Genomic DNA, 25,832 nt, shown 5'->3' with positions numbered 1-25,832 from the left:
TTTTACACAGTCTCTACTATAAAGTCTAGATTTCAATCTTAAATCTTATTTGTTTTTTCTTTTCATAAACATCAAAACTAAATACCCTATAATTGATATCATTGCAATACCTACTAAAGGCAAAATTCCTCTATCGCCTGTTTCAGGATTCAAAACATTACCTGATGGTGTATTATCACCTTTCTCTGGTTTAATATCTTCATGATTTTTTTCATTCTCTTTTTTTGTTTCTATTTTAGTTTCTGTTTCCTTAGCTGTTTCTTTTTCTTTTTCTATTTCCGTTTCCTTAGCTGTCTCTTTTTCCTTTTCAACTACTTTATCATTAAGATCATTAATCAAAGTCACTAAACCGTATCCAAATGGATATTTGATTTTTCCGTATTTATAATCCTCTGTAATTTCAGGAATATCAACTGGTAATTTACCCGATGATGCAACTTTACCAAAAATTATATCCAAAGATGTAGGGATATTCGGCCCAAAAGTTTTTACAGGATCTGAACCTTTTTCAGTCAGGATCCATACCTTTAGCACCATATGCAAGAACTAAAGATTTCGCATTTTTATATCTATCTAGATCATAAGGTTTTGCAATACTTAATACCACATGATTTTGATTGTTATTATTAGCAATATCAACAACCATTTGAGGAACATTTGATTGCCATGACTCTGGAGATAGTTGAGATTGTTTCGCTATTTCACTTATTACAACAATATAATCATAACCTTCCATTTGTTTTTCTAATTGCTCTTTTGTTGTTGTTTTGTTATAAGCTACAGTTGTGTATTCTACGTCTTTTGGTATTATACCCTCTCTTTGAAGTCTATCAAAACCATAATTTAATCCTGGAATTTCATTATTGTAAGCTGCTAACATCAAGACTTTTTCCCCAGATTTCGGCTTAAATGGTAACATATTTTCATTTTTACCAACTGTAATAGATTTTTGTGTTATAGTTCTCTGTACTTCTAAATGTTTTTTATATTCAACTACAGAAAGTGCATTCTTCACTTTTTCTTCAACAGGTTGACTATATTTAGATAAATCAGAAATTCCTCTTTTTTCTTTTAGTTCTAATATCCTTCTTACTGAATCATTCAGTCTTTCTTCTGATATTTCACCGTCTTTTACAGCCTTTTCTAGTATAGAATATACATTTTCTAATTTTTCAACATCTGCATTACTACGCATTATAACTGGCATTAATAATATATCAGCTCCAGCCTTAAAACTTCTTAAGCTAGCCTCAGCTTGACCAAAATGATCCGCTATAGCTTGCATATTTAGAGCATCGGTTATAATTACTCCTTTATATTTCATTTCTTCCCTTATTATTCCAGTCAATATATCATCTGATAATGTAGCCGGTATTGATACTTCCTTTCCATCTTTCTTAGAAATCGCTTTATCTTTCTCTAATTTAGGATATGAAATATGAGCTGTCATTATCATGTCTACGCCTTCTTCGACAGCTTTCTTAAATGGCAGCAATTCCATCTTCATAACTTCTTCTTTTGTTTTATTCACTTCTGGTAATCCAATATGGCTATCTACTTCTGTATCTCCATGCCCTGGAAAATGCTTAACAGCAGCACTTACTTTATTTTCTTGAAGACCTTTTACTAATTGAGCTCCTATTTCTCCAACTAATTCAGGGTTAGAAGAAATTGAACGCTCTCCAATTACGGGATTATTCGGATTATTATTAACATCTAATACTGGTGCTAAGTCAGCATTTATCCCCAAAGAATCTAGTTCTTCTGCAATAACTTTTCCATATTCATAAGCTAATTTTAAATCTCTCGTAGCTCCTATAGCCATATTCCCCGGTAAACTTGTACCTGTTCCTAACCTTACAACTTTACCACCTTCTTGATCAATAGATAATAAAAATGGAGGTAAATTATTTTCTAAAGCTAACTTTTGATATTCGCTAGTTAATCTTGTTGTTTGTTCAGTATCAACTACATTTTCGGCAAATAGTATTATTCCACCAAATTTATATTCTTTAATTATTTTTTTTATTTCAGGATTTAATGTTGTGACATTTTTTTCTATATCATCACCTTCAGATTTCCATTTTCTAAAATCTGGCATTATAATTTGCCCTATTTTTTCTCTTAATGTCATATTTTTTATTTTTTCTGATATAGTTTTCGAAACGTTCCTATCAATCGCTCTTGATTGATTAATAGGAAGCATACCGAACACTATTGTAAACGCTAGCAATGTTGATATTAATTTTTTCATAATATTTCCTTTCTAAGATTAAATAAAGCACTAAAATTCCATAACGTCATTATCTTTTATCACTAATTTTGTTATTATAAATCCAGCAATATAAGAAATCACTAGACCAATAAAGTAATAGAGCATTCCCATATATCCTTTCATCAATGGTATAGCAACTAAACCACTAGGTCCCCATGCTGTTGACACTACATTCATCAACATTACAAAAGCCCCGCCAAATCCAGCACCTAATCCTGCTGTGATAAAAGGCTTAAACAAAGGCAATGTTACACCATATATTAAAGGCTCTCCTACACCTAGGAATCCAGCCGGTAATGCACCATTAATTATTTTAACCAATTTTTGATTCCCAACTTTTTTAGCTGTCATGTAAATCGCAATAGCAGCTCCTACTTGACCAGCACCGGCCATAGCTAATACCGGAAATAAAGATACGCCTCCCATTTGCTCTAACTGAATCGCATAAATAGGAATTAATCCATGATGTAAACCTAACAGCACCATAGGTAAAAATACAGCCGCTAAAATATATCCACTCAGTATTCTTACTATTGTAATATTTGAATTAATAATTACTGATAAAATAGAAACTAGTCCGTCACTTAAAAATCCAGCTACCGGCATTATCGCAAAAACGAATATTAATCCTGTAAATAATATTGACGCAAACGGAGTTACTATTAAATCTAAAACATCCGGGACTGATTTTCTTATTCTTCTCTCAACTTTTGACAATAACCAAACGCCGAAAACCACACCAATGATTCCACCTTTACCCGTTGTTAAAATTGATTCTAGAGGAATTTTTTCATTAAATAGACCAAATATTTTTGAAATTTCATTAATATTAGAACCAATACTGATCGCTCCTATCATACCACCAAGTGCTGGTGTTGCTCCAAAAACTTCAGCAGATTTTATACCTGTATAAATTGCAAAATACCCTAAAAATCCTCCACTAAATAAGCTAAATATTAATGATACTGTCTTAAACGATTCTGATAGAACCTTTTGTTGGACTAATTGGTTTATTAGATTTGAAAAACCAAAAAATATCCCAGCTGCAATTATAGCAGGAATCATCGGGATAAATATATCCGCAATAACTTTTAATGCACCTTTTACAACATTATCTTTTTGTCCATCCTTAATTTTTTTCTTGTTGTTTTTCCAATCTGTATCTTTTTCATTTCTTGATAATTTAAGGTATTTTATAGCTTCATCTGTTACCTTTTTTGCTTTACCTGGTCCTAAAACCACTTGATAGCTATTTCCTTCTTTTACCACCCCCAAGACACTTTCAATATTTTTTAATTCTTCTTCATTCACTTTTGAAATATCCTTAATCTCAGAATCTCAACCTTGTCATACAATTAAAGATATTTATTATATTATCCTTTCCCCCTAGATAACTTATAATGTTTTTAGCCAAATCTAAATTATTCATGTTTTTCTCCTATATTTATATTTTGAATATTTCCATCAGATTTTTTTAATATCTTCTCAGCATCTTCTTTTTTTACATTTAATATTATCATTACAATAGCTAATTTAACATGTCCATTAGCTTCACTTAGTTTTCGAATCGCAATTTTATCATTTACACCGGTTACTGATTTAACAATGTTAATACCTCTAACTTGTAATTTTTTATTGGACAATTTTAAATCTACCATATAATTTTTATAAACCTTACCCGCCATTTTCATACTTATCGTACTAATCATATTTAAAATTAATTTAGTTGATGTGCCAGCTTTTAGCCTTGTAGAGCCTGTTAAAACCTCAGGCCCTGGAATTACTTCTATAGGATACCTACTAATTTTACCTATCTCACTATTATCGGTACAAGCTATCGAACCCGTTATAGCTCCTACTTTATTGGCATATTCTATACCTCCAATTACATACGGAGTTCTACCACTCGCAGCAACTCCTATAACCGCATCTTTAGAAGTTAAATTTATTTTTCTTAAATCTTCTTCTCCCAGGATAGGATTATCTTCCGCTCCTTCTTTAGCCTTTACAAATGCATTTTCTCCACCTGCTATAATTCCCACTACAGTTTCATAATCAACACCAAAAGTTGGAGGACATTCTACAGCATCCAAGACACCAAGTCTTCCACTTGTACCTGCTCCGATATAAATTATTCTACCACCTTGTTTTAAGCATTCTCCCGTTTTTTCTATCAATTTAGATATATTTTCATACTCGTTTTCAATACACTTCACGGCATTTATATCTTCCTTATTCATAAGTTTTACAGATTCTAGTATGCTCATCTCACTAAAATTAATAGAATTGGGATTTTCTTTTTCTGTTTTTATGTCACTTAAATCTATCAATTGCAAACTCCTTTCTATTTCTTAAATATAAATTTTATATCACCCTTAATATATTTTAATAAGGGTATGTCTTTAATGTCTATATTACCTAAAACATTAACTCTATCATCTTGATTCAAATTAACCTTCACTATCTGAATTTCACCATTATATCTACCATATAATTTATTATCAATTGTGATTGAACCAATCTTTCTTTCTATCGAATTAAAAGGTTCAATTTTAGACTTTATCTCAACTCTTGATAAGGTACTTCTGATTACATATTTAGAAAAATCTTTACGATTCTTGTGTTCTTTCCAAAAATATTTCTCAACCTCATGATTATTTATATTATAACTTTCTAGCTTAAGTACAATAGTTCTATTTTTATAATAGTCAAAAATCCTTTCAAACGTTTCATTTTTTACACTAATATCGCCAATTAAAACCTCGTCAACTAAATAGTTTTCTATCAAATCGAGATATGCTGTAAACGTATAAATATTTCTATGATCTTCAAGTGTAGGAAGCCCTTTAAAAATTGGACCTCTTAATTTTTCATCACCTTGAATAAATGCTTGTATTTTAAATCCTTTTTTCTTGAAAAATTTATTTCTCTCTAATAAAAATTCTTCAGAAAGACCAGTTTCTACCCTTGGATAAAAATTATGACAAACAGTAATTTCTTTAAGATTTAACCCTGCTTTTTCTAGTAAATTACAATATTTTTCATCAATGGTACTCGCATTTAATATAACTTCAAACTTTTTGCTAATTTCAAAAATATCCTTTGTAGAAAAACCATAATCAATTCTTAGTTTTTTAATTCCAATTGATTGATAAAAATCAATCAGTTCGTTAAATGTGAAATTAAATTTAGATAGAGTATTTGTTGAAATATCAATCATTAGACTCATATCCCTCTCATTTACATAATTAGATAGTTTTTTTATTTTTTCTATTATATCTTTACTATTTTCTTCAGTAATATGCATTGATGTAAAAATATTTTTAACACCATATTTTTTAGATTTATCTATATATCTCTGTATTTCTTTTATAGGTTCTGACAAATATACTGATATTCCCAGCATTATCCCTCCTTAAAATCACTTACTACTTAAATACTCTTTTCCAATATCCATATTTTTTTCTAAATCTTGTTTTTCCATTATTTTTATAAATGGGTAGAATATAGCCCCCATTACCAACCATCCTAACACAACGTATAGAGCTGGTAATATTGAAGCGTTAGTAGCCAAAAATGTTTTTATAGGAGCTGGCATTATCCAAGGGACAGCTAACACTGGTACTGGCAATATCCCTATCGTAGTTAGTATTACAGACATAATAGCTAAAACAACATAAGAAACTATAAATGGAATCATTAAAAGAGGATTCATCATAATTGGTATACCAAAGATTAAAGGTTCACCTATATTAAACAATGCAGCTGGCAAAGCTAATATTCCTAACGATTTTAATCTTGAAGATTTTGAAAAAGCCATAACCGCTGCTAAAGGAAGTAGACCAGTCCATATATAGTTATCCATATAAATTGCTGTATATGTATATGGTAAGTTTTGTAAACTTCCTGTTAATCTTAAAGCTTCTTGATTAGCCGCTCCCATTTGAGCCCAAATTGTTCCACCTACACTACCTACAATATTACCACCATGTATACCAACTGACCATAAAACCCTATTTAAAAATGATGCTAAAATACCTGCTATACCTGAATCCCCGACACTAACTAACGGTTCAAATATTGATTGAATTAATTTTGGTATATTTATATTAATAACATGACCTAAAATCCACCAGAATAAAACAACAACAAAACTAGGAATTAAAGCTACAAAAGCTTGAGATACCATTGGTGGTACATTTTCCGGAAGTTTTATAACAATTTTTTTGGTAATGAAGAATCTATAAATTTCAACTGAAACTATACCTACTATAATCGCTGTAAACACACCCAAAGCACCTATATACTGAGTCGGAATACCTGTAAAATTTTGAGCTTTTTGTCCATTTTCAACTAAAACTTTAACAGTTTTAACTGGATTTAATAACAAGAAACACGCTGTGGATAAGATAACTGGTTGTATAATATCAATTTTATAATTTTTATTCTTGTTGTACCACTCTGTTAGACCATAAGAAACAGTTATAACAGTATAAAAACCTATAAATTGCGTACCAACTCCCGAAGCTGTGGCTAAAACTTTTCTAAATTCACCCAAAGCATCTGTATATGGTTTATATGGAAAAGATGCAAATATTAAAAATATTGAACCTATAACTAATAGACTCATTATTCCTAATCCCATTCTTTGCATAACTTGAATGTATCTCATTTGAGAAAACTTAATTAAAGGAGGCGCTATTCTTTCTTCTACAAATTTTGTTAATTTATTCATAATATTACTATTCCTTTCTTGCCTTAATTATTAAGCTAGAACTTATTGGATTATTTTTTATAATATATTTAACTTCTGATAAAACTTCATCTTCGTCATCAGTTGTCTCATAAAAAATATTTATTCCTTCGGTTTTTAAGTAAGTTAAATTATATTTTTCAACATTCTCCAATATTTTTTTAACTTTATCTTGCATTAACGGGCTAGTTATCACTATCATTTGTCCTCCTAAATTATTATTTTATTATGATTATATGATATAAGAAATCGAAATCATTTACAATGTTATAATTAAAATATGAAATAAAGTTTCATATTTTGAAAAGATTGTAAATTATATGTAAATAAAAGGTAAATTATAGGTTTTTATTGTTTTTTATTTTCTAATCATTAAAAATAACCTTTTCACAATATTTTTTTTATGATACTATATATACATAAAAAGCTAGGAGGTATGATGAAAAATATAGTTTTAATCTGTGCGGCTGGGATGAGCACATCTCTTTTAGTAAATAAAATGAGAAAGTATAGTGAAGAAATAAATTATGATGCAAATATAAACGCATATCCAATGTCAGAAATAGATAAACATGGAAAAGATGCGGATATAATTCTATTAGGGCCGCAAGTTAGATTTAATTTAGAAAAAGTTAAATCAACATTCCCAGAGAAACATGTCCAAGTTATTGAAACAGTAGATTATGGAATGATGAATGGTGAGAATGTTATAAAAAGTGTTATAAGCGTAATAGGTGAATAATATGAATATAGAAGAAATCAGCTTTAAAATAATAGCTTCCGTTGGAACCGCACGTTCTCTATTTATAGAAGCTATTAACGAAGCAAAAAAAGGTAATTTTGAATTAGCAAAAAATAAAATTATGAAAGGTCACGATTTTTTTAATGAAGGACATAAAGTTCATCTAGAACTAATCACTCAAGAGGCCGATGAAACTCAAGATCCTATAAAACTCAACCTAATATTGATGCATGCCGAAGACCAATTAATGAGTGCTGAATCCTTTGGAATTTTAGCGGATCAATTTATAGATGTTTATAAAAAAATTATATAAATATAAGTATTATATTTATATATTGTAATTCCTCTTGAAATTAATACTGATATAGACAACTACAAAATTAATACAAATAGTAATAAGTTTATATACAATATTACCAAATAAAAAAGAGTTATAATAGTTAGTTTTATCTAATAATTATAGCTCTCTTTTTTATATAATTTAAGATCATCGTTAATAATTAAAGTAAATTTCTGTTAAGTTTTATAATAATTTGTTTACTCTCTTTTAGGAATGTAAAAAACTTAAGATAATATAACTTTTAACATTATTTAGGATAGTAAATATAATTTACGTTATTTATTCAGATTTACCTAAAACTTCATTAGTTTTTATTATTTTTTTCAAAAATTCATCCTTATACATTTCTAAATATGCATTATATAATACATCAATAATTATAAGCTGCGAAATTCTACTCGAACTAGCTGCCGTTCTTAAATTATTCTCTATATTGGGGACATTAAGACTAAAATCTGACATATTTAATAATTTATTGTTTGAATATTTTGTAATAGATATCAGCTTAGCATTATTTAATTTTATATTTTGAGCTATATCTAAAATTTCACGAGTTTGTCCAGAGTATGAAATTACAATAGCAATTTCATCCTTCTGTATATTCATAGAATTTATGATTTGTAAATGAGTATCTTCATAAAGTACAGTTAGTTTATTAATTCTTTCTAATTTTTGTTGAAAATCTTTAGCTACAAGAAAACTAGCACCTATTCCAAACAATCTTATAATTTTATTTTTATCTATTAATTTTACAATTTGATTTATCTGATTGTAATCTATTAGATTATATGTATTATTTAACGATCTGATATTTTCATTAAAAATTTCTGTAATAATTTCTTTTTCGCCAGAATTTCTATTTTTAGTAAGATTACTTTCAATTAACTCATCATTGAAATTAATATCATTTAAAAGAGCGAGTTTTAAGTCCCTAAATCCTAAAAATCCATTTTTTTTACAAACTCTAACAATGGTTGCTGGACTACAATAGCCTTTCTTAGCTAAAGTATGAATATCCATCTCTGTAACTTCTCTTATATTATCTAAAATATATTTAATTACCGACTTTTCTACATCTGTAGCCTGACTTGTATAGTAACTTTCTAATCTATAAATTACTTTTTTCATTTCATCTATTCCATTCTATTTTTATTATGCTAATTTGAAATAATTTAATATTTTTATGTTACATAAAATCAATTTAATTTCTTATTATATCTATTATCTAGATTTAGCTCCTTTTGATTTTAGATATTTATCCATAAACTTAGTATTAGTTTTTTCCTCATCTGTAGCCCAGACTATTCCCGCTTCTATCCCGTAGTTTTTTATTATCTTTTCTGCTTCCTCTTTAGTTGATAAATAAACGGCTGTAGAAAGTATATCTGCTAATCCTGAGTCTTTTGCTAGTACTGAGGTTGATCTATATCTTGTCTCAGGGTAAAAAGTTTTAGGATCAACTATATGATGATATCTTTTCCCTTTATGATTAAAAAATCTTTGATAATCACCACTTGTAACTACTGACCATGAACCATCTAAGAACAAGACATCTAAATATTCACTCGCTTTTAAATTAGGATTTTGTAGGGCTATTCCCCATGTCTTTCTGCCATCTGCTGGTTCTCCTATAGTTCTGACATTTCCACCAGCATTTATTGAAGCATGTTTTATTCCCTTTTCTTCCAGTTTTTTTGAAATTAATTCTGTTGCATAACCTTTCGCTGTTGCTCCTAAATTTATTTTAACTTTGGGATTTTTTATATACACAGTACTATTTTGTTTATCAATTTCAACATCATTTATATCTGTATATTTACCAGCTTCTTCAATATCTTCTTTTTTAGGTAATTCCGTTTCAAATTCATCACGACCTGAATTTTTTTGACTATAATTATGCCATATTTCTAGCACTGAACCCATTGCAACGTTTACCTTGCCTAAAGTTTTTTCGTGTGCTTCTTTTGATAAAATTATTAAGTCTAGTAAATCTTTTTCTACCTTTACCGGTTGTTTTCCTGCATTATCATTTATGGTTTTCACATTTGAAATACTTTCATAATTTTTATAATTATCATATAACTTATGCAATCTCTTATATTCGCTTTCCACAAAGCTCGAATTTCTCTTAAATTCTTTTTCATTTTTAGCATATTCTAAATATGTAATTTGAGTATCAAATGTATCATAAAAAGTTTTATTAAACTTTTCCACCTTTTCATTTGAACATCCTACTAAAATTAATATTAAAACAATTATGATTAAACTCTTTTTCATTTTAAATTATTCTCCTTTGCATGTATAGCATATTATACTATAAAATCACCCAAATAAAAAAGTTGTCAATAGATAACCTTTGTTACCTTTGACAACTTCTATTAATTTATATTTTTATTTTGCTGCTTCTGATAAAGCTTTTAAGTATACATTAGCTTTTATTGTAACTGATGATAATAAATCAGCGTCTTTAGGCTTTCCTTTTTCGTCAACTTCTAATGCAGAAATATCTGAGTGTTTTTTACCTTTTGTCCAGCCCTCGAGAGCTTTAGCTTGTTCAAACCATTCTTTTCCTATTTTTGAAGCTTTTTTCATGCCATATTTATCTCCAAGTTGAACTTTTGTCGTTCCCTCTTTAGGTAAATCTTTTGATGGAGTTCCGTCTTGATTTAATGGCACCGTATTTTGAGCATTATCTAAAAACGCTTCTACTATTGTGCCGTCTTCTTTAGTCGCTACAACAGCTATTACTGTTTCATATTGAACACTAGCACCTTTTCCATCAGCAGATTCTTTTGTCATATTTCCTAATGATGTAATCGCCTTATAGTTAACTTTTGCAACTTCCTTAACATCTCTCGCGTTTTCCCATGCATTTACAACAGCTTTTTGATAGTCTCCAATGTCAATTGTAACTGAAGATACTAAATCAGCCTCACTAGGTACATTTTGATGACCTTCGTCTTTTTTAGTTGTAGGGATTCCTGCAACTTCATCTGCTGTTTTTCCTACAATATATTCTTCAAAAGATTTCATTTGTTCATGCCATTCTTTTTTAATACCTGACGCCTTTTTCATTCCATATTTATCTCCAAGTTCTTTTTTAGTCATGAACTCTAATTCTGAAATTGGTTTTTCAAATTTTCCTTCTTTTGTGACCCCAACTTTTGACTGAGCATTGTCAATTTCAGCTTTTATAATTTTACCATCCTTATCAAAAGATACTGTCGCAAAAATTGCATTTTGTTCTGTATTAATATTTTCACCACGTTCTTTGGCATTTAGTTTAATAATTTTACCTAAGCCAACTTTTGCAATTTTTTTATTTGTTTTACTTGATGTTTCCGCTTTGTCTTTTTCCTTAGAAGTTTCTTTTAAAGTTTCAATTTTAGTTTCTGTTTTTGTTTCATTGATAACTTCTTTTGGAGTTTCTTTTTTTCTGTTAGTTAATAATAATACAATAATCACTACCATCAACGTAATTTGTAAATATTGTAAGTAATTTATTTTTTTCATATCCCTCTCCATATGTACTTTTTGATTAAATAAATTTTCTATATCTATTATATATATTTTTTGTATCTTTGTCAATTTTTTGTCATTATAGGTCTCTTCTATCTTCTAGCGCCTTACTCAATGTTATCTCATCAAAATATTCCAAATTTCCTCCTACGGGTATACCACTTGCTATTCTCGTAAATTTAACATTTGAATCTCTTAAAAGTTCCTTTATAAATAGCATAGTAGTTTCCCCCTCAACTGTAGGCGATATTGCAAATATAATTTCAGTAATATCTTCATTTTTAACCCTATCTACAATAGCGTCTATTCCTATATTTGCAGTATCAAGCATTGTAGTTGGTTTTATTAAACCTTTTAGCACATGATATCTTCCATTAAATGTATTGGTATTTTCTATTGTTAAAAGATTTGTAACATCCTCTACAACACAAACAATTTCTGAATTTCTGCTAGTATCTTTGCAAATACTACAAATTTTATCTTCAGTCAAATTCCCACAAATTTCGCATCTAGTAATATTATCCCTTGCACTTTCCAAAGATATAATTAATGAATTTATTTTCTCTACATCCATATCGACTATATGCAAAGCCATCCTTTGTGCTGATTTCCTACCTACTGATGGTAATTTTCTTAAAGATTCTATTAATTCTTCTAAAGAACTTGGATAATTGAACATATTCACCTCACAATAAAAAAGGTGGCTGCGCCACCTCAAAGTCATAATTTTATTAAAACATACCAGGTAAGTTTATACCACCTGTTATTTTACCCATTTTAGTTTCTGAAAGCTGTTCAACTTGTTTAATAGCATCGTTTACAGCTGTTAAAACTAAATCTTGTAGCATTTCAACGTCTTCTGGATCTACGGCTTCTGGATCTATTTTGATTGATAATATTTCCTTTTTACCATTAGCTTCTACTTCAACCATTCCTCCACCAGAACTAGCAGTAACTTTAGCTTCTTCAATTTCCTTTTGAGTAGCTTCCATCTTCTTTTGCATTTGTTGTACTTGTTTCATCATTTGACCCATATTTCCACCGCCAAATCCACCTCTTTTAGCCATTTGTTCCTCCTATTTTTTTTATCCTTACTTGTCTTTAATTATTAGTTTATCCTCTGGAAAAATTTTTTTCAACTTATTTATATTATCCGAACTTTCTTTTTTTAAAGATGATTCCTTAAATTCTTTACATTCTATTTCATATTCTTTTCCCACTACTCGTTTTAAATCTTCTTTAGCTTTTACAAAATAGAGATTCATACCTAAATGAAAATTAATTTTATCCTTACTAATGTATAAAATTATTTTATTGGATCTTTGTTTTATGTCTTTTAACCCTTCCAAAAGCAATTTCGTGTGCGGATATTTTTCTCTTAAAATTTTTAATAGCACTTGTGTATGATTTTCTGAATTTTTAGTTTTCTTAATTGAATCTGTATTTTCAATGAGCTCTTCTTTTTTTAATTCCTTATTTTCTTTTTCTTCTGCTAAGTTGCTCTTTTCAGCATTCTTTTTTTCCAAATCATCATATTCGGTAAATACCTTTTCAATATCATCTACATTTACACTTTGTTTTGATAACTCTTTTGTTGTTATATTTTTTTGATTTATAGCTCCATGTTCTTCTAAGTACGAAATTCTATCTTCAAGATTTTTAATTTTCGCCTCAATTTGTTTTCTTGGCATAAAACTAATTAACCTTGTCGATGCTATCTTAAAAAGTATTGATGAACTATCACTTTTTCGCATAATTTCTTCATATTCTATCAATATATCGGTACTATTTACCAATTGTTCTAAACTTATATTGTCAAGAAGATTTTCTACGATATTTTCCTTAACTCCTATTTTCATATAAATTAAATCATTAAAAAATAGTATTATCTCTTTAATAAAATGATTAGGGTCTTTTCCCTTATTTAATTCTTCATCAATTAATTTGTACAACTCACTTATATTTTTTTGAAATATCGCTTTACAATAGGATCTCTTAATATCATCACTAAACACCCCAAGTAAATCATAGACATCATCAACGTTAATAACATCTTTTCCTATAGAAATCACTTGGTCTAATACGCTTAAAGCATCTCTCATCGCTCCAGAAGCTACTGTCCCTATAACTTCTACAGCCCTCTCTTCCATAGAAACACCTTCTATATTTAAGATATTTTTTATTTGCGTTTTTATATCTTTTATAGATAGTGATTTAAATTCAAATCTTTGCGTTCTGGAAAGTATTGTATTAGGTATTTTTTCAATTTCTGTAGTTGCCAAAATGAATATTAGGTGTTTAGGTGGTTCTTCCATTATTTTTAATAACGCATTGAATCCCTCATTCGTAATCATATGAGCTTCGTCTATGATGTATACTTTATATCTTAAAAGCGTAGGAGGATATATAACCTGCTCACGAAGTTGTCTTATATCTTCAATACCACGATTTGATGCCGCGTCCATTTCAACAATATCCATGCTACTTTCTTCTTGAATAGCAATACAATTTTGACATTTGTTACAAGGTATTCCAGACTCTAAATCTAAACAGTTTACGGCTTTTGCAAATATTTTTGCAGTAGAAGTCTTGCCTGTTCCCCTCGTTCCTGAAAAAATATAGGCATGTGAAATTTTATTATTTTTAATTTGATTTCGTAAAATATTTACGATATTATCCTGACCATAAACCTCTTCAAAAGTTTTTGGACGATATTTTCTATATAATGCTTGCCTCATAAATCACCTCAAAATAATTATACCATAAGTATATATAGTTTTATCCTATTTAGCGTTATAAGAATATATGTATATAAAAAAACCTTGAAAATATTATTCTAAGGTGACCCCAAAAAGTTGGACTTTATACCAGATACATATTGAATGTTGCTACTGGAATAATAGCTTCATGATTTCCTATTACGTAATATTAAGAAATTTCACCTTCATTCTTTTTCTTTTCTTTAGTAAGAAAATCCACTGCAAATGTCTTTTGTAATAATGCATCTCCTTTATATTTTTCATTTGTCAATAGTGGAATATTTTTTATTTATTGAACATTTTGGAAGAATTGAAATTTTAAAAAGAATAATAAATTGATTCAATATATAGGAAGATTTGGTATAATTAATTTATGTAAATTTATATTTTAAGGTATAGGAGTCAAGATGAAAAAAGAAAGCTAATTAGATTTTTGTTTTTAATTCTCATAGTATATATGATTTTAGATTATATTAATATATTAACTAAAGTAGGAATAAATGTTAAAGATATAAATTAAAAAATTTTAAACATATTAATAGTAATAGTTTTATATATGACAATGTTCTATTTTATAGAACGTAAACAAATGGAAATAGATCATAAACAAATAGAAAAAGAAAAAAATGAAATAGCAAATATTATTCTCAAAAATATTTATGAAATGTGCTTAGATAACATACATATCTATAATGATGATATAATTAATAATTATATAGTTCCAAACTGTAATTTTGACAAACTAATATATGAAGATGAGTATATGAGTAATTTATTAAATCTACCAATTCAGAATAAAAATATTATATATGATTTATTAGAAGACGGTATAATCTCAAAAAAAATTATATGAAAATTATTTAGTCTGTAAAAAATCTATAGAGAATATCTAAATATAAGAATTATGCTTTATGATAAACCAGAGTTATCAAATGATAAAAAACATTCGTGATATCTGAGTTAAAAAAATCATTAGATAATCTAAATATCTATAATAAATGATATACCTATATAAATGAAACCTATAAGAAAGAAATAGTGTAACGGATTTTTGAAAATTGTATAAAGAATTTACTTAATAAATAATATAAAGACTAAATTTTAATAAAGTTGGTAGATTTTGAATTTTAACATTTGATATAATGGAGAAAAAGATGAAAAACTATGATATTAAACCTTTTACAAAATGGGTTGGAGGTAAAAGGCAATTACTAGATGAAATAGAGAGATTGTTACCAGAATCTTATAATACGTATTATGAACCTTTTGTAGGTGGAGGAGCTTTGTTTCTTTACTTACAACCTAAAAATGCTGTAATTAATGATATGAATTCGGATTTAATATTATCATATAAAGCAATAAAAGATGATTTGAGAAATCTTGTCCAAGAATTAGAATATCATAAAGAAAACAATTCAAAAGAATATTTTTTAAATTTGAGAAGCTATGATAGAGATGAGAGGATAAACTCTCTATCAGATACACAAAAAGCTGCAAGGATAATGTATATGTTAAGGGTTTGTTTCAATGGCATGTATCGTGTAAATTCAAAAAATCAATTTAATGTACCATATGGGAGATATAAAAATCCAAAGATTGTAGACGAAGAACTTCTGAAAAATATAAGTGAATACTTAAATTCATCAGGTATATTAATTTTCAATAAAGATTTTGAAGAAGTAATAAAAACTTGTAAAGCAGGAGATTTCGTTTATTTTGATCCTCCATACATTCCTATAAATGAAACTAGTTCTTTTACATCTTATACTGATGAAGGATTCTATTATGAAGATCAAATTAGATTAAGAGATGTGTTTTCAGAACTTACAAGAAAAAATGTTTATTGTATGTTATCAAATTCATACTCGCCAATAACCTTAGAACTATATAAGGAATTTAATATACATGAAGTGAAAGCTAAAAGGAGTATTAATTCTGTCGCTTCAAAACGTGGTGAAATATCAGAAGTAATTGTTACTAATTATTAATTATCTTTTCATTTTAAATATATTTACTAGGAGGCTATAAAATTAACTATTATAAAGAGAAAAATATTCGCTTAATTTTGGGAGACTGCTTCGAAATAATGAAAAAATTACCTAAAGAAAGTTTTGATATGATCTTTGCAGATCCCCCATATTTTTTAAGTAATGGTGGAATATCTAATAGCGGAGGGAAAGTAGTATCTGTAAATAAAGGAGATTGGGATAAAGCTAGTAGTTTAGAAGAAAAACACGAATTTAATAGAGCTTGGATAAAAATTGCTAAAGATTTATTAAAACCAAATGGAACAATCTGGATATCTGGAACATTGCACAATATCTATTCTGTAGGCATGGCACTTGAACAAGAAGGTTTTAAGATTCTAAACAATATTACATGGAAAAAATTAAATCCTCCTCCAAACCTTTCTTGTAGATATTTTACTCATTCTACAGAAACTGTTCTATGGGCTAGAAAAAAAACAAAAAAGCTCGCCATTATTATAATTATGATTTAATGAAAAAATATAATGATGGAAAACAAATGAAAGATGTTTGGGAAGGAGCATTAACTCCTAAAATAGAGAAAATATATGGAAAACATCCTACACAGAAACCAGAATATTTATTACACAGAATAATTGAATCTTCCACAAAAGAGAATGATTTAATACTAGATCCTTTTCTAGGATCTGGAACTACAGGAGTTGTATCGAAAAAATTAAATAGAAAATTTATTGGTATAGAAAAATGTGAAGAATATTTAGAAATTGCAGAAAAACGAATAAAAAGTTTGGGAGTAAAATATGAATTATAGTAATAGGTTAGAGTATTTTATTGATACTTTATCTATGTCAAACAAAACCCCTAATTATTTTATTAATTGGGAAAAAGTAGTAAGGAATACGAATGAGTTTGAGTTAGAATTAAACACATTAAATTATTTAGTAGGAAAAGATGATATTATAAATGAGACAAGAGAGCTTTTTAGAAAGCAACCTGAACTCATAAGGACGATACCGTCATTAATTGCGGAAAGAAATAAAGAGATTGTAATCTTAGACTTAAATGAATTTGTAATGACTTACAAAAACCTTAATTTTAAGACCATAGATAAAGATAATATAGACCTTTATGTAGATTTTTGTGAAAGCGTAGGATTATTAGATTTCATTAAAAATCATGCAAATAAATCACTTGTAGATTATGTATATGGTGTTGAAGCAGGTTTAGATAGTAATGGAAGAAAAAATAGAAGCGGAACTAATATGGAAACAATTGTAGAAGAGTATGTTTCAAGTATTTCTAAGGAATACAATCTTGAATATATTTCTCAAGCTAAATCTTCTCAAATTCAATCTAAATGGGGGAAAATTGTTCCGACTGATAAAGCGAATAGAAGTTTTGATTTAGCTATCTACAATAAAACTATAGATAAACTATTTTTAATTGAAACAAATTACTATAATGGTGGAGGTAGTAAGCTAAAATCTGTATGCGGTGAATTTATGAATTTAAATAGATTAATAAGTGGAGATGAAAATATTAGTTTTATATGGGTAACAGATGGACAAGGATGGAAAACAGCTATAAACCCAATTACTGAAGCTATGGAAGAAATAAATAATATATTAAACCTTCACATGATTTTTAGTGATGGGCTTCTAAAAGATATTTTAAGTAAATAAAAACTATGTCTTCAAATATTGCTAAACTTATAAAAATATATTTTATTAAATAAAACAGAGGCTAAAAATGTCCAAAGGTATAATTTATGTAATGACAATTGTAGTTCCTGGTCTTCTAAAAATAGGGTAAACCGGTAGAAACAACTATGAATCAAGGATGTATATATTAGAAAAAAAAACGGATATTCTAATGTTACAGGATTGACTCGTAGATTTGCTATAGAAGTGAAAGATTATGATGAAAAAGAAAAGTTGATTGATGAAATTTTAAAAAAAGCAAGGTTCCAAATACAGAGCTATATGCTTTAGACGAAAATTTAGTTATCAACTTGCTTTCATCATTTGAGGGAACAATTGTATATCCTAAAGAAAAAACCAAAGAAGAAATATTTAATGATTCTATTAAAGAATTAGAGATAAAATCCGATTCAGTATTTATTCTTGGTGGAAGATATTACTTAAATAGAAAAGTCAGAGGATTCGGAAAGGTTAAAGGTGAAGCAATAGTTGAAGATGGAATATTTAAAGTCTTAAAAGGAAGTATCTGTGCACCAGAAAAAAAGGATTTGTTCCTGAAATTATAAAAAACGCTAGGATAGATAATAATATTATAATGGAAGATGTAATTTGTAGTTCTCCATCAACTGCTGGAGCGCTTGTAATTGGAGTGTCTAGTAACGGATGGATAGTATGGAAAGATAAAGACGGCAATAAGTTGAGTGTCTTTAGAATCATAACCACCAGCTTAGCTGGTGGTTTGCACTGCCCCTATAAGGGGCTTTTTCCTGCTGTGCACCTTGTGCACATTGAAAGTCTGCCAACTGCACTAGTTTCTCAACTGGTGCTAAAGCACCTTGTTTACTTTATATTTATTTCATTTTCTTTCCAGAAAACGGATTTATATATTCTTTTATACTTATTTGATCAGCTGTATAATCTTCTTTTAACTGATTTCTTATATATTCTTGTATCTTCTTTGCATTTTTTCCTGCTGTATCTACAAAGTACCCTCTACACCAAAAATTTCTATTTCCATACTTGTACTTTAAATGTGCATGTCTATCAAATATTATTAGACTACTCTTTCCTTTTAAGTATCCCATGATTTCTGAAACACTATATTTAGGTGGAATCTCAATCAACATATGAATATGGTCAGGGCATAATTCTGCTTCTATTATATTTATATTTTTTCTCGTCAGCAAATCTCTAAGTATTTTCCAATATCTTCTTTAATTCTTCCATATATTATTTGTCTTCTATATTTTGGTGCAAATACTATATGATACTTACAATTCCAGCTTGTATGTGATAAACTATTTTTATCCATATGGATTGTCTCCTCTCGTATTTAATTGTGTAGTTTGTCAGACTACATCAATTTTATCACGGGAGGATTTTTTCTTGAAGCTAAAGCTATTGATTCCCCCGGCATAGCCGGGGGTTTTATTGTGGTAAACCCACAATAAAAATAAAATTAATATATAATTTTATTTAATATAAATATACCTTAGGAGGAAACCTATGATACTAGAAACCAAAAGACTAATCTTAAGACCCTGGGAAAAATCAGACGTCAAAAGCCTATATGAAAATGCAAAAAATCCAAATGTAGCTCTAATGGCTGGATTTCCACCTCACAAAAGTATTGAAGAAAGCCTATCTGTTATCGAAAATATCCTTACTGGAGCAGAATGCTATGCTATATGCAAAAAAGAAGATAATATAGCAATTGGTTCAATAGAACTTAAAATGAAGAGTAAAATGTTTGATAAGGGAAAAAAAGACGAATGTGAGATAGGATTTTGGATTGGTGAAAAATACTGGGGAAATGGATTTGTCCCAGAAGCTGCAGAAAGATTAATTCAGCGAGTCTTTGAAGACTTAGGTATGAATGTAATCTGGTCCAATTATTTTGCAGGAAATGAAAAGTCTAAAAGAACTCAAGAAAAATTAGGATTTGTTTATTACAAAACTTTTAAGAATGAAAATATAAATTTATTGGATAAAATAACTAATTATAATTTTACTAGACTTACAAGGGAAAGATATTTAAAATTAAGACATTAAATGTTTAGAAAATGAAAATAAAATACAAATGTGCAAAAACATCATAATAAGGTGACCCCAAAAAGTTGGACTTTATACCAGAGACATTTAGAAATATTTGTCTCTGGTTTTTTGTCCTAAATATTTCTCCTAGGGGAAATCGCAGCTAAGCTGCATTTAATTTTCTATATTCAACCGGACTTAAATATCCAAGTTTTTCTTTTATTCTATCTTCATTATAATATTTTATATACTCTTCAATTGTCTTTTTTAGCTCGTTAAACGACTTAAATGTTCTACTATAGTAAATTTCTCGTTTTAATATTCTGAAAAAATTCCCCATAGGAGAATTATCTAAGCAATTTCCTTTTCTTGACATACTATGTAAAATTCCGTTATTTTCTAATTTTTTAGTATATTGTTTTAATTGATATGCCAATCCTTGATCTGAATGTGTTTACCCATCTTCTTACAATTATTTCATTACTAATTCCATATTTCTTAGCTAAAGATCTATATCCTCCTTCGTTATTTAGATATGAATTAACCACTTTTATCTTAAATTTTGTACTATATTTTGCCATAAAAGAACTGACCTCCTTAAAGTTGTTTTTAGGTCCAACTTTTTGGGGTCAGTTTATTTAAGGTTTTTTTAATTAATTTACTTGATATGGTAATAATGCTATTTGTCTTGCTCTCTTGATATTTTTTGCAACTATTCTTTGATGATGAGCACATGTTCCTGTAACTCTTCTTGGTAAAATTTTACCCCTTTCAGAAATGAAAGGTTTTAAAGTACTAACATCTTTATAGTCTATTTTTTTATTTTTATCTTTCTTAAAAGCACAAACTTTTTTTCTTGATCTAAATCTTCTATCCATTTATTCCTCCTTGAATATTAGAAAGGAATCCTAGAATCATCTGCTGGATTAAAATCTGTTCCATAATCAAAATCTTGATCTGAAGGCTCAAAATTATTTTCTTTACTAGAATAATCTTGTGAGCTATTTATTTTTGATGAATTTCCTCCATCTTTCCAATCGATAAACTCGACATTTGAAGCTACAACATCTGTTGTATAAACTGTTCTTCCATCTTTTTCATACGAACCCGTCTGAATTCTTCCTTCAACAATAACTCTTAAACCTTTACCAGTATATTTAGCAACATTTTCTCCAAGTCTTCCCCAAGCAACACAATTAATGAAATCTGCTGTTTGCTGACCTTTTGATTCTAATTCCTGTCTTTTTTCTCTTGATAACTGTTTATCTACCGCAAGGCTAAATCTAGCAATTGCAGTGTTTCCACCAGATTGTAAATATCTTAAATCTGGTTCTCTCGTAAGTCTACCCATCAATACTACAGTATTCATATATATATCTCCTTTTTTATTAAGGATAATCTTATGACTCTTTATTTACAACTAAATATTTCATAATTTGGTCTGTAATTTGAGCTCTTCTTTCAAGTTCTTTTACGATAGAAGGATCTGCTTCAAAATTAATTAAAACATAATTACCTTCTGATTTATGGTTAATTTCGTATGCAAGTTTTCTTGTTCCCCAGTCGTCAACCTCGCCTAATGTGCCATTTTCTTTAATAACATCATATAGTCTATTTAGCACGGTTTCCTTTACTGAGCTTTCTAAACCTGTATTCAAAATAACTATCATTTCATAATTATTCATATTCTATACCTCCCTTTGGATTTCAAAACCCCGCTTCTAACACGGAGTAGAGATTTACCGAATAAGTATAACAAAAACTCGAGATAATTTCAAGTATTCCTTAATTTTTATTTTTCCTTGTTTTTTTCTTTTTCTCTATATTCTTCCATTATGTTTTCAAAAATCTCTGCTGTTGAAGGTGGGCTATATGTTATAGCATTCGCTCCTGCTTCAATAGTTTTTCTTATTGACTCCTCACTTGTACCTCCTGTAGCGATTATAGGAAAATCACATCCTATATCATCTCTGATTTTCTTAACAAAATCTGCAGTTTTACTTCCAGCTGTTACATTTAATATCTGTGCACCAGCCTTTATCTTACTTTTATAATCTGTATTTTCAGATGCAATAGTAGCTATAACTGGTATATCAAGTTCACTAGCTATTTGCGTGATACTTTCATCTTCCATAGGTGAATTTACCACCACACCATATGCTCCATATAACTCAGCTTGTAGACCAATGTTTAATGATCTCTTTCCTGATGTAATCGCTCCACCTATTCCTACAAATACCGGAACCATTGACGTGTCTAGAATTGCATTATTAATTGATATCTGGGGAGTAAATGGATATACCGCCATTATTGCATCTGCATTTGAATTCTTTATTATCGCAACATCTGTAGTAAATATTATAGATTTTATTTTCTTTTCTAAAATATTAATTCCACTAGCTTCATAAATTACTTCTGGTACAACTATCAATCTTTTTCTAAGATTATGATTTATTTTAGGTGGCTTTTTAATTTCTCTTGCCAACGCCACTTTATGTCCAGGAATTATAGCAATATCATTAATACCATATTCCGCAACAACATGAGCACAATCACGACTTGATTGAATAGTTCTAATCCTACCTTTTTGACTTAATCTCTCTATTAAACTACTCTTTTTCTTCATTACTCTCCCCCTTTGATCTCTTTTTTATTATACCATTTTTAACACTTTTTTTACTATCATTATTATTAATTACTAGTAATATTTAATTTTTTATTAGTTTTTTATTAGTTTTTTATTAATTTAATGTATAATGTTATTAAATTAAATTTGGAGGTAATATGCAAAATTACAAATTAATCGAACAAAAATTTTTAGAAAATGAAAAATCAAATGCATTAGTTTATGAACATAATATAACTAAGGCAAGAATATTCGTTATGAAAAATGATGACTTAAATAAAACATTTGGAATAGGTTTTAGGACGCCACCTACTGATGATACTGGTGTATGTCATATTTTAGAGCACTGTGTATTAAATGGATCAAAAAAATATAAAACTAGAGAACCCTTCATGGATATGGTTAAAGGCTCTCTTTCAACATTTTTAAATGCTATGACTTTTCCTGATAAAACTATCTATCCTGTTGCCTCAAGAAATGATCAAGACTTCAAAAACCTTACTGACGTTTACCTTGACGCAGTTTTTAATCCAAGAGTATTAGAAGACGAAAAAATTTTTAATCAAGAAGGTTGGAGATACAATTTGGAAGGCGATAATCTCGATTATAAAGGTGTTGTTTACAATGAGATGAAGGGTGCTATGTCAGGATTTGAACGTCAAGTATATACTCAGGTTTTAGAGGGTCTTTTCCCCGATAGTATATACGGGCTAAACTCCGGCGGTGATCCATACAAAATTCCAGAATTAAAATATGAAGATTTCATCAAATATTATAAAAATTTTTACCACCCATCAAACTCCTATATTTTCCTATATGGAAACATGGACCACGAATCATATTTACAATATATTCATGAAGATTATTTATCTAAATATACATTTAGAAAAGTTGATTCTTCATTAAAATATCAGCCTTTTTTTAATGAAATAAGAGAAAAGGAAGTTTATATTAATACAACAAAAGAAGCTTCCGATGACGATTCTTATCTTTCTTACTCAGTAATTTTAGGAGATGCAACTAATTCTAAAAATAGGATAATTACAAATATTCTTAATTCCGCACTTATTAATAATGAAAGTTCTACATTAAGACAAAAACTAATTTCTTCAAATATTTTAGATGTTATTATTAGTGGTGGTTCAACTAATTTAGAAGCCGTTTTTTCAATCATAGCTAAAAATATAAATCCTAAAAATAAAGAAAAGTTTATTGAAATAATAGAGAACGAGTTAGAAAACATTGTTGAAAATGGGATAGATAAAGACTTAATTCAAACCGAACTAAATAGCTATAAATTTGATATCAGAGAGAAAGGAAATAATGCTACTAAAGGTGTAGTTTATTTTATTAATGCTTTTGATTCATGGCTTTACGATAAATCACCGATTGAAGGTATTGATATCCTTAATGATATTGACCACATTGAAAAAAATCTTTCAAATGGTATTTTTGAAAAGTTTATCAAGGAAAACATTCTAGAGAATAAACATAAAATTATAATAACTCATAGGACAAAGAAAAATCTTAATAAAGAAAAAGATAAAAAAGTTAAAGAAAAACTTCAAAAAAGATTAAACTCCCTAAATGAATGTGAAAAAGAAGAATTAAATAAAAAAAGAATTGAAATGGAAGAATTCCAAAATAGAGAAAATACACCTGAAGAAAAAGCTACAATTCCTATGCTTTCAAAATCTGATGTAGATGCAAATATAGAGAGAATTGATAGACAAATAGAGACACATGATGACTACACACTTATTAAACATAATCTTCCCACTGCTGGTATAGACTATTTAAGATTAGTATTTGATATTAACCATATTTCAGAAAAAGAAGATATACTATATCTTTCTCTTTTAACTTATGCATTAGGAATGTTTGACACTAAAAACTTTAATTATTCTGATTTAAATAAAAATATTTATCTAAATACTGGTGGAATTAATTTCGATATTTCTCAATATCAAAATTATACAACTAAAGAAATAACTAGAAAATTGGTGGTTTCAACAAAAGTCTTTAGTGAAAATATTAAAAATGCAACAAAAACTATACTTGAAGTTATTAATGACACACTTTTTGAAAATGAGTCAAGATTAAAAGAGTTAATCTCATTAATTAATGCTGATTTCGAATTTAGTATGTATCAAAAAGCTCACGCAATAATGATGCAGATATTTCTTTCAAATATTCTTGAATCTAATAAGTATGGAGAATATATAAAAGGCCTTGATTTTTATCTATTTACAAAATCACTAAAAGATATAGAACTATCTACAATACTTACGAAGCTAAAAAAAATTCACAAAAAAGTATTTAATAAAAATAGCTTGATTATAGACGTTGCATTTGATTTTACAAATAAAAAAGAATTAAAAACTTCAATAGAAAAAATAGCTATGAGTTTTGAATTAAAGGATTTGCCAAGTAGTAGATTCAAATTTATACCCGCTCAAAAAAGAGAAGCATTTAAGACTTCTGCAAATGTAAATTATGTTTCTTATGGAAATGTATTGGCTGGGGATTATAATAGTAAAATGGTAGTACTAAACAATTTGGTTTCTACAGAATTTTTATATAGCGAAATACGTGCAAAATCAGGAGCTTATGGTGCAGGTATGACCACATATGAAAATGGCAACGGTTTTGCAACATACTCCTATCGTGATCCAAATATAAAAAACACATTAGAAACATATAAACAGATTCCAATATTCCTTAAAAATTTAAATCTTTCAGAAAATGAATTGTTACCATACATTATTGGTGCTGTAGGTAATTTAAATAGCCCTCTTACCGAAAGACAGAAGGCAAAAAGAGATTTAGGATTATATATTTCCGGAAAATCTTATGAAGTTTTAGAAGAAAAAATTGAAAATGCTCTTTCAGTTGATTTAAATACCTTAAAATCCTACTCTGATACAATTAAAGAAACCCTTTCAAATGCATCAATTGCTGTATTAGGAAGCAAAGAATCTATAGAGCTTGAAGAGGATTTATTTGATGAAATAATTGAATTATAATAATATTTTCATATAACTATTGTTATGAACAATTAAATGTAGTAACTTTATAAAGCTCGTTATAAAAATT

Annotated in this window: 29 protein-coding genes and 3 pseudogenes; 11 read left to right on the top strand and 21 right to left on the bottom strand. The window is 28.3% G+C overall.

The window, feature by feature from the left end; genetic code table 11:
• Positions 1-45: 45 nt before the first annotated feature.
• From AC4KN9_RS00375 to AC4KN9_RS00340, 8 genes are read right to left on the bottom strand one after another with little or no spacing between them, the layout of a single operon-like run.
• Positions 46-537 (bottom strand): hypothetical protein, encoded by a 492-nt coding sequence (locus AC4KN9_RS00375; protein WP_491016714.1) that lies wholly within the window; start codon positions 535-537, stop codon positions 46-48.
• Positions 509-2,254, bottom strand: coding sequence for a glycoside hydrolase family 3 protein (locus AC4KN9_RS00370; RefSeq protein WP_491016713.1), 1,746 nt, complete (start codon positions 2,252-2,254; stop codon positions 509-511). Before AC4KN9_RS00370 ends, AC4KN9_RS00375 begins: the two co-directional genes overlap by 29 nt.
• Before the next feature lie 30 nt (positions 2,255-2,284).
• Complete coding sequence (locus AC4KN9_RS00365; protein WP_491016712.1) at positions 2,285-3,586, bottom strand: PTS transporter subunit EIIC; 1,302 nt, start codon at positions 3,584-3,586, stop codon at positions 2,285-2,287.
• A gap of 19 nt (positions 3,587-3,605) precedes the next feature.
• Positions 3,606-3,704, bottom strand: a complete 99-nt coding sequence (locus AC4KN9_RS00360) for a PTS sugar transporter subunit IIB (protein ID WP_491016711.1) — start codon at positions 3,702-3,704, stop codon at positions 3,606-3,608.
• Positions 3,697-4,605: an N-acetylmuramic acid 6-phosphate etherase gene (murQ, locus tag AC4KN9_RS00355; protein WP_491016710.1), complete on the bottom strand. Its 909-nt coding sequence runs from the start codon at positions 4,603-4,605 to the stop codon at positions 3,697-3,699. Before murQ ends, AC4KN9_RS00360 begins: the two co-directional genes overlap by 8 nt.
• A 14-nt stretch (positions 4,606-4,619) precedes the next feature.
• The gene (locus AC4KN9_RS00350; protein WP_491016709.1) at positions 4,620-5,681 is read right to left on the bottom strand and encodes a MupG family TIM beta-alpha barrel fold protein; all 1,062 of its coding nucleotides are present in this window, start codon (positions 5,679-5,681) and stop codon (positions 4,620-4,622) included.
• A gap of 15 nt (positions 5,682-5,696) precedes the next feature.
• A complete protein-coding gene (locus AC4KN9_RS00345) occupies positions 5,697-7,010 on the bottom strand; it encodes a PTS sugar transporter subunit IIC (protein WP_491016708.1) in 1,314 nt (437 codons plus the stop codon).
• Between the two features lie 7 nt (positions 7,011-7,017).
• Positions 7,018-7,230, bottom strand: a complete 213-nt coding sequence (locus AC4KN9_RS00340; protein ID WP_491016707.1) for a hypothetical protein — start codon at positions 7,228-7,230, stop codon at positions 7,018-7,020.
• 237 nt (positions 7,231-7,467) lie between these two features.
• Here AC4KN9_RS00340 and AC4KN9_RS00335 point away from each other — a divergent pair, with 237 nt between their 5' ends.
• Together AC4KN9_RS00335 and AC4KN9_RS00330 are read left to right on the top strand one after the other, a co-directional pair.
• On the top strand, positions 7,468-7,770 hold the full coding sequence (locus tag AC4KN9_RS00335; protein ID WP_491016706.1) for a PTS sugar transporter subunit IIB: 303 nt from the start codon (positions 7,468-7,470) through the stop codon (positions 7,768-7,770).
• Between the two features lies 1 nt (position 7,771).
• A complete protein-coding gene (locus AC4KN9_RS00330) occupies positions 7,772-8,083 on the top strand; it encodes a PTS lactose/cellobiose transporter subunit IIA (RefSeq protein WP_491016705.1) in 312 nt (103 codons plus the stop codon).
• A 306-nt stretch (positions 8,084-8,389) separates the two neighbouring features.
• On the opposite strand, the gene AC4KN9_RS00325 is transcribed toward AC4KN9_RS00330, so the two are convergent.
• The 6 genes from AC4KN9_RS00325 to dnaX all read right to left on the bottom strand — a co-directional run bounded on the left by AC4KN9_RS00325 (position 8,390) and on the right by dnaX (position 14,367).
• On the bottom strand, positions 8,390-9,238 hold the full coding sequence (locus AC4KN9_RS00325) for a MurR/RpiR family transcriptional regulator (protein WP_491016704.1): 849 nt from the start codon (positions 9,236-9,238) through the stop codon (positions 8,390-8,392).
• 93 nt (positions 9,239-9,331) lie between these two features.
• Complete coding sequence (locus tag AC4KN9_RS00320; RefSeq protein WP_491016703.1) at positions 9,332-10,387, bottom strand: FAD:protein FMN transferase; 1,056 nt, start codon at positions 10,385-10,387, stop codon at positions 9,332-9,334.
• Positions 10,388-10,501: 114 nt separating this feature from the next.
• Complete coding sequence (locus AC4KN9_RS00315; RefSeq protein ID WP_491016702.1) at positions 10,502-11,623, bottom strand: hypothetical protein; 1,122 nt, start codon at positions 11,621-11,623, stop codon at positions 10,502-10,504.
• A gap of 85 nt (positions 11,624-11,708) precedes the next feature.
• Positions 11,709-12,308, bottom strand: a complete 600-nt coding sequence (gene recR / locus AC4KN9_RS00310) for a recombination mediator RecR (protein ID WP_491016701.1) — start codon at positions 12,306-12,308, stop codon at positions 11,709-11,711.
• A 52-nt stretch (positions 12,309-12,360) separates the two neighbouring features.
• The gene (locus AC4KN9_RS00305) at positions 12,361-12,696 is read right to left on the bottom strand and encodes a YbaB/EbfC family nucleoid-associated protein (protein ID WP_491016700.1); all 336 of its coding nucleotides are present in this window, start codon (positions 12,694-12,696) and stop codon (positions 12,361-12,363) included.
• 24 nt (positions 12,697-12,720) lie between these two features.
• Positions 12,721-14,367 (bottom strand): DNA polymerase III subunit gamma/tau, encoded by a 1,647-nt coding sequence (dnaX, locus tag AC4KN9_RS00300; RefSeq protein WP_491016699.1) that lies wholly within the window; start codon positions 14,365-14,367, stop codon positions 12,721-12,723.
• A gap of 610 nt (positions 14,368-14,977) precedes the next feature.
• On the opposite strand from dnaX, the gene AC4KN9_RS00295 reads away from it, so the two are divergent.
• The 7 genes and pseudogenes from AC4KN9_RS00295 to AC4KN9_RS00265 all read left to right on the top strand — a co-directional run.
• On the top strand, positions 14,978-15,241 hold the full coding sequence (locus AC4KN9_RS00295) for a hypothetical protein (protein WP_491016698.1): 264 nt from the start codon (positions 14,978-14,980) through the stop codon (positions 15,239-15,241).
• 301 nt (positions 15,242-15,542) lie between these two features.
• Positions 15,543-16,376: a DNA adenine methylase gene (locus AC4KN9_RS00290; RefSeq protein ID WP_491016697.1), complete on the top strand. Its 834-nt coding sequence runs from the start codon at positions 15,543-15,545 to the stop codon at positions 16,374-16,376.
• A gap of 98 nt (positions 16,377-16,474) precedes the next feature.
• Entirely contained in the window at positions 16,475-16,888 is a 414-nt protein-coding gene (locus AC4KN9_RS00285) for a DNA-methyltransferase (RefSeq protein ID WP_491016696.1), read from the top strand.
• Between the two features lie 26 nt (positions 16,889-16,914).
• The gene (locus AC4KN9_RS00280) at positions 16,915-17,187 is read left to right on the top strand and encodes a DNA-methyltransferase (RefSeq protein WP_491016695.1); all 273 of its coding nucleotides are present in this window, start codon (positions 16,915-16,917) and stop codon (positions 17,185-17,187) included.
• Positions 17,177-18,058, top strand: coding sequence for a type II restriction endonuclease (locus AC4KN9_RS00275; protein ID WP_491016694.1), 882 nt, complete (start codon positions 17,177-17,179; stop codon positions 18,056-18,058). The genes AC4KN9_RS00280 and AC4KN9_RS00275 overlap by 11 nt, the downstream gene beginning before the upstream one ends.
• Positions 18,059-18,387: 329 nt before the next feature.
• On the top strand, positions 18,388-18,642 hold the full coding sequence (locus AC4KN9_RS00270; protein WP_491016693.1) for a hypothetical protein: 255 nt from the start codon (positions 18,388-18,390) through the stop codon (positions 18,640-18,642).
• Positions 18,603-18,719: pseudogene (locus AC4KN9_RS00265) on the top strand (hypothetical protein); the annotation flags it as partial. The gene AC4KN9_RS00270 and the pseudogene AC4KN9_RS00265, both read left to right, overlap by 40 nt.
• 208 nt (positions 18,720-18,927) lie before the next feature.
• On the opposite strand, the pseudogene tnpA reads toward AC4KN9_RS00265, so the two are convergent.
• Positions 18,928-19,388 (bottom strand): annotated as a pseudogene (tnpA, locus tag AC4KN9_RS00260) (IS200/IS605 family transposase).
• 194 nt (positions 19,389-19,582) lie between these two features.
• Here tnpA and AC4KN9_RS00255 point away from each other — a divergent pair.
• Positions 19,583-20,128, top strand: coding sequence for a GNAT family N-acetyltransferase (locus AC4KN9_RS00255; protein WP_491016692.1), 546 nt, complete (start codon positions 19,583-19,585; stop codon positions 20,126-20,128).
• A gap of 145 nt (positions 20,129-20,273) precedes the next feature.
• On the opposite strand, the pseudogene AC4KN9_RS00250 reads toward AC4KN9_RS00255, so the two are convergent.
• From AC4KN9_RS00250 to AC4KN9_RS00225, 6 genes and pseudogenes are all read right to left on the bottom strand, one after another.
• A pseudogene (locus tag AC4KN9_RS00250) lies at positions 20,274-20,561 on the bottom strand (transposase); the annotation flags it as partial.
• Positions 20,518-20,691, bottom strand: a complete 174-nt coding sequence (locus AC4KN9_RS00245; protein WP_491016691.1) for a helix-turn-helix domain-containing protein — start codon at positions 20,689-20,691, stop codon at positions 20,518-20,520. The gene AC4KN9_RS00245 and the pseudogene AC4KN9_RS00250, both read right to left, overlap by 44 nt.
• Before the next feature lie 72 nt (positions 20,692-20,763).
• Positions 20,764-20,988, bottom strand: coding sequence for a 30S ribosomal protein S18 (gene rpsR, locus AC4KN9_RS00240; RefSeq protein WP_491016690.1), 225 nt, complete (start codon positions 20,986-20,988; stop codon positions 20,764-20,766).
• 17 nt (positions 20,989-21,005) lie between these two features.
• Positions 21,006-21,479: a single-stranded DNA-binding protein gene (locus tag AC4KN9_RS00235; RefSeq protein WP_491016689.1), complete on the bottom strand. Its 474-nt coding sequence runs from the start codon at positions 21,477-21,479 to the stop codon at positions 21,006-21,008.
• A gap of 31 nt (positions 21,480-21,510) precedes the next feature.
• Positions 21,511-21,795, bottom strand: a complete 285-nt coding sequence (gene rpsF, locus AC4KN9_RS00230) for a 30S ribosomal protein S6 (RefSeq protein ID WP_491016688.1) — start codon at positions 21,793-21,795, stop codon at positions 21,511-21,513.
• Positions 21,796-21,902: 107 nt separating this feature from the next.
• Positions 21,903-22,736, bottom strand: coding sequence for a hydrolase (locus tag AC4KN9_RS00225; RefSeq protein WP_491016687.1), 834 nt, complete (start codon positions 22,734-22,736; stop codon positions 21,903-21,905).
• Positions 22,737-22,894: 158 nt separating this feature from the next.
• Here AC4KN9_RS00225 and AC4KN9_RS00220 point away from each other — a divergent pair, with 158 nt between their 5' ends.
• The gene (locus AC4KN9_RS00220; protein WP_491016686.1) at positions 22,895-25,762 is read left to right on the top strand and encodes an insulinase family protein; all 2,868 of its coding nucleotides are present in this window, start codon (positions 22,895-22,897) and stop codon (positions 25,760-25,762) included.
• Positions 25,763-25,832 lie beyond the last annotated feature (70 nt).

The sequence above is a fragment of the Helcococcus sp. SA-HE-C1 genome, assembly GCF_985670335.1.
Note: the sequence above shows the minus strand (reverse complement) of the source record. Positions and strands in the feature narration are given on the sequence as shown.

What these genes read in the sequence shown, in the direction of transcription:
- AC4KN9_RS00255 (WP_491016692.1), top strand. Translation starts at nt 19,583, where the DNA reads ATGATACTAGAAACCAAAAGACTAATCTTAAGACCCTGGGAAAAATCA.
- AC4KN9_RS00280 (WP_491016695.1), top strand. Translation starts at nt 16,915, where the DNA reads ATGAAAGATGTTTGGGAAGGAGCATTAACTCCTAAAATAGAGAAAATA.
- AC4KN9_RS00345 (WP_491016708.1), bottom strand. Translation starts at nt 7,010, where the DNA reads ATGAATAAATTAACAAAATTTGTAGAAGAAAGAATAGCGCCTCCTTTA.
- dnaX (WP_491016699.1), bottom strand. Translation starts at nt 14,367, where the DNA reads ATGAGGCAAGCATTATATAGAAAATATCGTCCAAAAACTTTTGAAGAG.
- rpsR (WP_491016690.1), bottom strand. Translation starts at nt 20,988, where the DNA reads ATGGATAGAAGATTTAGATCAAGAAAAAAAGTTTGTGCTTTTAAGAAA.
- AC4KN9_RS00340 (WP_491016707.1), bottom strand. Translation starts at nt 7,230, where the DNA reads ATGATAGTGATAACTAGCCCGTTAATGCAAGATAAAGTTAAAAAAATA.
- AC4KN9_RS00370 (WP_491016713.1), bottom strand. Translation starts at nt 2,254, where the DNA reads ATGAAAAAATTAATATCAACATTGCTAGCGTTTACAATAGTGTTCGGT.
- recR (WP_491016701.1), bottom strand. Translation starts at nt 12,308, where the DNA reads ATGTTCAATTATCCAAGTTCTTTAGAAGAATTAATAGAATCTTTAAGA.
- AC4KN9_RS00315 (WP_491016702.1), bottom strand. Translation starts at nt 11,623, where the DNA reads ATGAAAAAAATAAATTACTTACAATATTTACAAATTACGTTGATGGTA.
- AC4KN9_RS00290 (WP_491016697.1), top strand. Translation starts at nt 15,543, where the DNA reads ATGAAAAACTATGATATTAAACCTTTTACAAAATGGGTTGGAGGTAAA.
- AC4KN9_RS00245 (WP_491016691.1), bottom strand. Translation starts at nt 20,691, where the DNA reads ATGGCAAAATATAGTACAAAATTTAAGATAAAAGTGGTTAATTCATAT.
- AC4KN9_RS00225 (WP_491016687.1), bottom strand. Translation starts at nt 22,736, where the DNA reads ATGAAGAAAAAGAGTAGTTTAATAGAGAGATTAAGTCAAAAAGGTAGG.
- AC4KN9_RS00360 (WP_491016711.1), bottom strand. Translation starts at nt 3,704, where the DNA reads ATGAATAATTTAGATTTGGCTAAAAACATTATAAGTTATCTAGGGGGA.
- AC4KN9_RS00335 (WP_491016706.1), top strand. Translation starts at nt 7,468, where the DNA reads ATGAAAAATATAGTTTTAATCTGTGCGGCTGGGATGAGCACATCTCTT.
- AC4KN9_RS00295 (WP_491016698.1), top strand. Translation starts at nt 14,978, where the DNA reads ATGGAAATAGATCATAAACAAATAGAAAAAGAAAAAAATGAAATAGCA.
- AC4KN9_RS00235 (WP_491016689.1), bottom strand. Translation starts at nt 21,479, where the DNA reads ATGAATACTGTAGTATTGATGGGTAGACTTACGAGAGAACCAGATTTA.
- AC4KN9_RS00350 (WP_491016709.1), bottom strand. Translation starts at nt 5,681, where the DNA reads ATGCTGGGAATATCAGTATATTTGTCAGAACCTATAAAAGAAATACAG.
- AC4KN9_RS00305 (WP_491016700.1), bottom strand. Translation starts at nt 12,696, where the DNA reads ATGGCTAAAAGAGGTGGATTTGGCGGTGGAAATATGGGTCAAATGATG.
- AC4KN9_RS00220 (WP_491016686.1), top strand. Translation starts at nt 22,895, where the DNA reads ATGCAAAATTACAAATTAATCGAACAAAAATTTTTAGAAAATGAAAAA.
- AC4KN9_RS00330 (WP_491016705.1), top strand. Translation starts at nt 7,772, where the DNA reads ATGAATATAGAAGAAATCAGCTTTAAAATAATAGCTTCCGTTGGAACC.
- AC4KN9_RS00320 (WP_491016703.1), bottom strand. Translation starts at nt 10,387, where the DNA reads ATGAAAAAGAGTTTAATCATAATTGTTTTAATATTAATTTTAGTAGGA.
- rpsF (WP_491016688.1), bottom strand. Translation starts at nt 21,795, where the DNA reads ATGAATAATTATGAAATGATAGTTATTTTGAATACAGGTTTAGAAAGC.
- AC4KN9_RS00375 (WP_491016714.1), bottom strand. Translation starts at nt 537, where the DNA reads ATGGTGCTAAAGGTATGGATCCTGACTGAAAAAGGTTCAGATCCTGTA.
- AC4KN9_RS00285 (WP_491016696.1), top strand. Translation starts at nt 16,475, where the DNA reads ATGAAAAAATTACCTAAAGAAAGTTTTGATATGATCTTTGCAGATCCC.
- AC4KN9_RS00325 (WP_491016704.1), bottom strand. Translation starts at nt 9,238, where the DNA reads ATGAAAAAAGTAATTTATAGATTAGAAAGTTACTATACAAGTCAGGCT.
- AC4KN9_RS00275 (WP_491016694.1), top strand. Translation starts at nt 17,177, where the DNA reads ATGAATTATAGTAATAGGTTAGAGTATTTTATTGATACTTTATCTATG.